Source organism: Streptomyces sp. NPDC004752 (assembly GCF_053601275.1).
Genome location: NZ_JBSGBN010000068.1, coordinates 44,895 through 51,428, shown reverse-complemented (window position 1 = coordinate 51,428; position 6,534 = coordinate 44,895). Strand labels below are relative to the sequence as shown.

Below are 6,534 nucleotides of genomic sequence, written 5' to 3'. Positions count from 1 at the left end.
CGCCGCGGACCGGAGCGCCCTTGGGCAGCGGCCCAACCTGCCCTCGTCCGCCCGGAGTCGGCGGCCTTCTTCACCCTGCTAGCCGAGGGCGGAGAAGGCGGGCGCCTGGCTGCCCGGGTTCGCCGCGGCCCGCGGCGTGGACGAGGGCCGGGCCCGCCGGTACCGGCCGCTGCGCGGCTGCCGGCCCTGTCCGGCCTGCGTCGCCCGGCTCGCCCGCAACGCCGGACCGCCGGGGTCGCGCTCGCGCTGACCGCCAACTTCGCGGTTCGGGCCGGGTATTGCGCCCGGATCGCGGACTCGCCGCGCCGTCCCCACGGCTTGCGCGCGCAGGCCCGCGCCTGCCTCGGGTTCTCCGCGCAGCCGTCCCCGGACCCCGACGCGCGGGCGACCCAAGCGGTGCGGGCGGTCGCGGATGTGCGGGATGCCGTGCGGAGGGGCGCGCCCGCAGCCGCGGGCGCCGGCTCCCGGCGTACGAGGCGAGACCCTGGGCCGTGTGGGCCCATGCGTCGTGAGTGGGGCGGCGGGAGTCGCGTGGGCGGCGGCGGACCGCTGCCGGTGTCGGACCGTTCCTGCTACGGTGCTCCGCTGCCGGTGCCGGACCGTTCCTGCTACGGTGCTCCGCTGCCGGTGCCGGACCGTTCCCGCTACGGTGCTCCGCTGCTGTGGGCGATGCAGGCCACATCGATGCGGTCGGCCAGCTTCGCGAGTTCGATCGTCAGCGCGGCCACCGTGTCCTCGTCCAGCCCGTCCTGCCCGGCCTCGACGAGCCGCAGCCACCGGCCGCCCACCGTGCGGAGCAGCTTGCTCACGTCGGCCGCCGCCACCTGCAAGGCACCGCGGTCGTCGACGATCAGAGGCAGAGTCACTTCGCGGTTCACAGATCGGATCGTAGCCCCGGAAGCGTCACGCGCCCTGCCACACCGTGGTGATGTTGCAGAACTCGCGGATCCCGTGCCCGGACAGCTCACGCCCGTACCCGGACCGCTTGACCCCGCCGAAGGGGAATGCCGGATGGGACGCGGTCATCCCGTTCACATACACGCTGCCCGCCTCCAGGTCCCGCACGAACCGGTCGATCTCGGCCTCGTCCCGCGTCCACACGTTCGAGCTGAGCCCGAACGGCGTGTCGTTGGCGATGAGCACCGCTTCGTCGAGTCCGTCGGCCCGGTACAGCGTGGCGACCGGTCCGAACGCCTCCTCGCGGTGGATGCGCATCTCGCGGGTGACCCGCGCGAGTACGGTCGGCAGGTAGTACCAGCCGGGTCCCTCCGGGCGGTGACCGCCGCACAGCACCATCGCCCCGCCGCGCCGGGCGTCGTCGACGAGTTCCTCCAGGCCGGCCCGCCCCTGTTCGGTGGAGAGCGGGCCGACGTCGGTGTCCCGCGCCATCGGGTCGCCGACCGTCAGCGCCCGCATCCCGGCGACGAACCGTTCGGCGAAGGCGTCGTAGACGTCCGTGTGCACGATGAACCGCTTGGCGGCGATGCACGACTGCCCGTTGTTCTGCACCCGCGCGGTCACCGCGACCCGCGCGGCCCGGTCGAGGTCAGCCGACGGCATGACCACGTACGGATCGCTGCCGCCCAGCTCCAGCACCGTCTTCTTCACCAGGTCCCCGGCGACGGAGGCGACGGCCCGGCCGGCGGGTTCGCTGCCGGTCAGGGTGGCCGCCTTTACCCGCTCGTCGCGCAGCACGTCCGCGACCGCCCCGGAGCCGATGAGCAGCGTCTGGAAGCAGCCGTCGGTGAAGCCCGCCCGGTGGAAGAGATCCTCCAGGTAGAGGGCGGTCTGCGGCACGTTGGAGGCGTGCTTGAGCAGGCCGACGTTGCCCGCCATCAGGGCTGGGGCGGCGAACCGGATCACCTGCCACAACGGGAAGTTCCACGGCATCACCGCGAGCACCGGCCCGAGCGGCCGGTAGCGCACCCGCACGCGTGCCGCGCCGGAGTCCCGCACTTCGGAGTCGGCTGGCTCCTCGTCGGCCAGCAGCTCCTCGGCGTGCTCGGCGTACCAACGCATCGCCCTGGCGCACTTCGCCGCCTCCGCGCGGGCCTGCTCGACCGGCTTGCCCATCTCGGTGGTCATGGTCCGCGCGATGTCCTCCCGGTCCTCGTCCAGCAGGTGTGCGGCCTGGAGCAGCAGCCGCCCGCGGTCCGTGAAGCCGCTCGACCGGTAGGTACGGAACGTGGCCTCGGCGAGCTGGAGCCGGCGCTCGATCTCCTCCTCGCCCATGGGCTCGTACGTCTTGAGCGTCTCGCCGTTCGCCGGGTTCACCGTCGCGATGGGCATGGCCGACCTCCCTCGGAACGGGCTGTGCTACGACCTTCCCGCGCGCCGGAGGGCTCCGCAACGCGTGCGGCCTGGTACCGGACCGCCACCCCGCGGGGCGGTGCTCGGGGGTCTTGGCGTTGTTCCCGGGGTACCGGCGCCCGGCGCCCGGCGCCCGGGGCCCGAGGGAGGGCCGCCGCTCACCGGCCGGCCGTGTGCTCCGCCAGCCGGTCGAGGAACGCGGCCTGCGCCGTCACGATCAGCCGCCCGGCCCGGTCGAGCCCGAACCACTCCACCCGGTCCAGCTCCGGGAACTCCCGGACCTGTCCCGAGCGTGGCGGCCACTGCATCCGGAAGGTGCCGGGTACGACGGCCGCCGGGTCCAGATCCGCCTCCACCGCCCACGCCGTGACGACCTTGCCGCCCGTCTGCCTGACCTCGCCGAGCGGCACGGCCGCACCGTCCGGCGGCGGCAGGCCCAGCTCCTCCCGGAACTCGCGCCGGGCCGCGTCCCAGGCGCTCTCGTCGGACCCGTACTCGCCCTTCGGGATGGTCCACGCCCCGGCGTCCTGCCGGGCGAAGAAGGGGCCGCCCAGGTGACCGAGCAGCACCTGCCAGCCGTCCTCGGCGTGCCGGAACAGGAGCAGGCCCGCGCTCCGCCGGCCCGTCACGGCCGGACCTCGGGGTGCGCGGCGAGCAGCGACTCGACGGTGTCGGCCTGCTCCGGCCGCTTGTCCTCGCGGTAACGGACCACACGGGCGAAGCGCAGGGTGACGCCGGCCGGATAGCGGGAGGACCGCTGCAGGCCGTCGTAGGCGATCTCGACGACGAGTTCGGGGCGTACGGTGACCACCCAGCCGTCGTCCGTGACGGCCAGCTCCCGCAGCCGCTCGGTCTGCCGGCGAAGCATCGCATCGGTCATGCCCTTGAACGTCTTGCCGAGCATGACGAAGCCGCCGTCCGGGCCGCGCGCGCCCAGATGCAGGTTGGAGAGCCTGCCGGTGCGGCGGCCATGTCCCCATTCGGCGGCCAGGACCACCAGGTCCAGGGTGTGCACGGGCTTGACCTTCAGCCAGGACGCCCCGCGCCGGCCCGCGTTGTAGGGCGCGTCCAGGGCCTTCACCACGACGCCCTCGTGGCCGCGCTCCAGCGTCTCGGCGAGGAACCGCTCCGCCTCCCGGACGTCCTCGGGTCCGGACACCAGGGTCCGGCGCACCCGCAGCGGCGCGGGCACCAGCCGGGCCAGCTCCGCGTGCCGTTCGGCGAACGGCAGGTCCAGCAGGTCACGGTCGCCGACCGCGAGGGCGTCGAAGAACACCGGGGAGAGGGGGACCTCCCGGGCCGCCCGTGCCACGTCCACCCGGGAGCCGACCCGCCCGGCCGTCTCCTGGAAGGACCGGGGCCGACCCGCCGGGCCGAAGGCGATCACCTCGCCGTCCAGGATGAACCGCTCGCCCGTCAGCTCCAGAGCGGCGGCCGTCACCTCGGGCAGCCGGTCGGTGATGTCGTCGAGCGTACGGGTGTGGACGCGCACCGAGTCGCCGTCCCGGTGCAGTTGGACGCGGATGCCGTCGAGCTTCTCCTCGACCGCGCAGGCGCCCAGCTTCTCGACCGCCGCCGTGACCGAGGCGGCGGTCCGCGCCAGCATCGGCTGCACCGGGCGGCCGACGGTGAGCCGGAAACGGTCCAGCGCCCCGGGGCCGTCCGCGAGCAGCGCCGCGGCGACCGCCTGGAGCGACCCGGCGAGCATCACCGCCCGCCGGACCTCCGCCGGGTCCGCCCCGGTCGCCTGAGCGAGCCCTTCCACGGCGACGGCGTCCAGGGCGCCCTGCCGCACCTCGCCGGTGAGCAGTCCGAGCAGGAAGCGCTGCTCGTCCTCGGTGGCCGCGCCGAGCAGCGCACCTACCAGCCGGATCCGCTCCGCCTGCGAGCCGGGTCCGGAGAGCTTGCCCAGCTCGGTGAGGCGGGCGTCCACCTCGCGCACGGTGAGGGACGGCTCGGCGGCCGGGGGCACATGCCGGGCGAGCACCTTCCAGCCGACGCCGAGCCGGCCCTGCGGCAGCCGGCCCGCCAGACAGGGGATGACGATCGGTACGTCGTCCGGCTCCGTGTTCCGGAGCAAGTCGGCGAGCAGGGCGGTCTTCCGGGACCGGGCCGCGGTCGCGGCGACCTCCCGGGACACCTGGGCGAGCCGGGCCAACAGCATGCAGCCATGGTGCAACGAGGGCGCCGGGACCACACCCCGACGGCCGCGTCGAGATCGGCGAGGAGCGGGTACCCGTTGATCGCCGCGCCCGCCCGGTGACCGCGGCTCGCCGCGTCACCGTGGACGTTCATCGGGGACGTGGCGAGCGCGCCGAACGCCCCACGCTTCCCCGCCATGGCAGTGCGTGTAGTACAAGCAGTGCGATGCGTCGCGGCCGAAGCGCTCGGCGAGCCCGTCGACCGCGCCCGCGTACTGCCGCATTGGCAAGCGTGTTTGCCCAAACTGCAAGGGCCCATGAGTATGAACCCATGAGTGGCGCGAACGACCATGTGCAGGACCGTGCGGGCGACGACACGGACGAGGTGCTCGCCGAGGTCGGCCCGCGGCTGCGGCGGATCCGCAAGGAGCGGGGTGCCACGCTCGCCGGGCTCTCGGTGGCGACCGGCATCTCGGTGAGCACCCTGTCGCGGCTGGAGGCGGGCCTGCGCAAGCCCTCCCTGGAGCTGCTGCTGCCGATCGCGCGGGCGCACCAGGTGCCGCTGGACGAGCTGGTGGGCGCCCCGCCCGTCGGGGACCCGCGGGTGGGGGCGACCGAGCCGATCGTGCGGTTCGGGCGCAAGCACTGGCCGCTGACCCGCCAACCGGGCGGGCTGCAGGCGTTCAAGGTGCTCGAACCGCGGCGCCGCCAGGAGCCCGACCCGCGCACGCACGAGGGCTATGAGTGGCTCTATGTGCTGTCCGGGCGGCTGCGGCTGGTGCTCGGCGAGCACGACGTGGTGCTCGACGCGGGGGAGGCGGCGGAGTTCGACACCCGGGTCCCGCACTGGTTCGGGTCGACGGGGGAGGGGCCGGTGGAGTTCCTCAGCCTCTTCGGGCCGCAGGGCGAGCGGATGCATGTGCGGGCGCGGCCGTCCCGGCGCGCCGCGGACGGCTGAGACGGCTGACGGCGGCTGTTCCCTGCTGGGCAAGCGACTGCTTAGTATGTGATCGAGTCCGGTCAGGCGACGCAGTTCCGTGGAGGCCCCGCATGCAGGCATGGCAAGTGCACTCGCTCGGCGAACCGAGCGAGGTGATGCGGCTGACGGAGACGGAGCGGCCCACGCCCGGCGAGGGCCAGGTCCTGCTGCGGGTGCGGGCCGCGAACGTCAACTTCCCGGACGCGCTGATGTGCCGCGGCCAGTACCAGGTCCGCCCGCCGCTGCCGTTCACCCCGGGGGTGGAGATCTGTGGCCAGACCGCGGACGGCCGACGGGTGATCGCCAGCCCGGCGCTGCCGCACGGCGGCTTCGCCGAGTACGCCGTCGCCGACGCCGCCGCCCTGCTGCCCGCGCCCGACGCGCTGGACGACGCCGAGGCCGCAGCGCTGCACATCGGCTACCAGACGGGCTGGTTCGGCCTGCACCGCCGGGCCTGCCTGCGGTCCGGCGAGACGCTGCTCGTGCACGCCGCCGCGGGCGGGGTCGGCAGCGCGGCCGTACAGCTCGGCAAGGCGGCCGGGGCCACGGTCATCGGCGTCGTGGGCGGCGCCGACAAGGCCGCCGTCGCCCGGGAACTGGGCTGCGACACGGTCGTCGACCGGCACGCCGACGATGTCGTCGCCGCGGTCAAGCAGGTCACCGGCGGCCGGGGCGCCGACGTGGTCTACGACCCGGTCGGCGGGGACGCGTACACCCAGTCCGCGAAGACCGTCGCCTTCGAGGGCCGCATCCTCGTCGTCGGCTTCGCGAGCGGCACCGTCCCGAGCCCCGCGCTCCACCACGCCCTGGTGAAGAACTACTCGATCCTCGGCCTGCACTGGGGCCTGTACCGCACCAGGAACCCCCAGCTGGTCCGGCACTGCCACGAACAGCTCACCGAACTGGCCGCGCGGGGCGCGATCCGGCCGCTGGTGAGCGCGCGGGTGCCGCTGGACGAGGCCGCGGCGGCCGTCCAGCGGGTCGCCGACGGGGTGACCACCGGCCGGGTCGCCGTCGTACCGACACCGGAGAACAGCGCCGTCGCATGACCACGAGCACTCAACCGGTACCCGCGGAAAGGACGGTGGACCAGTGACCGACGCC

The 6,534-nt window shown here is 74.4% G+C and carries 6 protein-coding genes; 2 read left to right on the top strand and 4 right to left on the bottom strand.

The features are described 5' to 3' along the window. Positions 1-644: 644 nt before the first annotated feature. The 4 genes from ACWEKM_RS26360 to ACWEKM_RS26345 all read right to left on the bottom strand — a co-directional run bounded on the left by ACWEKM_RS26360 (position 645) and on the right by ACWEKM_RS26345 (position 4,474). Entirely contained in the window at positions 645-878 is a 234-nt protein-coding gene (locus ACWEKM_RS26360) for a DUF6213 family protein (RefSeq protein WP_451623707.1), read from the bottom strand. Between the two features lie 25 nt (positions 879-903). Beyond that, entirely contained in the window at positions 904-2,289 is a 1,386-nt protein-coding gene (locus ACWEKM_RS26355) for an NADP-dependent succinic semialdehyde dehydrogenase (RefSeq protein WP_451623706.1), read from the bottom strand. Positions 2,290-2,468: 179 nt separating this feature from the next. Next, complete coding sequence (locus ACWEKM_RS26350) at positions 2,469-2,939, bottom strand: NUDIX domain-containing protein (protein WP_451623705.1); 471 nt, start codon at positions 2,937-2,939, stop codon at positions 2,469-2,471. After that, positions 2,936-4,474, bottom strand: coding sequence for an ATP-dependent DNA ligase (locus ACWEKM_RS26345; protein ID WP_451623704.1), 1,539 nt, complete (start codon positions 4,472-4,474; stop codon positions 2,936-2,938). Before ACWEKM_RS26345 ends, ACWEKM_RS26350 begins: the two co-directional genes overlap by 4 nt. Positions 4,475-4,782: 308 nt before the next feature. Here ACWEKM_RS26345 and ACWEKM_RS26340 point away from each other — a divergent pair, with 308 nt between their 5' ends. Continuing rightward, the gene (locus ACWEKM_RS26340) at positions 4,783-5,409 is read left to right on the top strand and encodes a helix-turn-helix domain-containing protein (protein ID WP_451623703.1); all 627 of its coding nucleotides are present in this window, start codon (positions 4,783-4,785) and stop codon (positions 5,407-5,409) included. 92 nt (positions 5,410-5,501) lie between these two features. Next, positions 5,502-6,479, top strand: coding sequence for an NADPH:quinone oxidoreductase family protein (locus tag ACWEKM_RS26335; RefSeq protein WP_451623702.1), 978 nt, complete (start codon positions 5,502-5,504; stop codon positions 6,477-6,479). The last annotated feature ends 55 nt before the right edge of the window (positions 6,480-6,534 follow it).

Bases quoted from the DNA above. Each gene is read 5' to 3' on its own strand.
- ACWEKM_RS26355 (WP_451623706.1), bottom strand. From the start codon at position 2,289: ATGCCCATCGCGACGGTGAACCCGGCGAACGGCGAGACGCTCAAGACG.
- ACWEKM_RS26345 (WP_451623704.1), bottom strand. From the start codon at position 4,474: ATGCTGTTGGCCCGGCTCGCCCAGGTGTCCCGGGAGGTCGCCGCGACC.
- ACWEKM_RS26340 (WP_451623703.1), top strand. From the start codon at position 4,783: ATGAGTGGCGCGAACGACCATGTGCAGGACCGTGCGGGCGACGACACG.
- ACWEKM_RS26335 (WP_451623702.1), top strand. From the start codon at position 5,502: ATGCAGGCATGGCAAGTGCACTCGCTCGGCGAACCGAGCGAGGTGATG.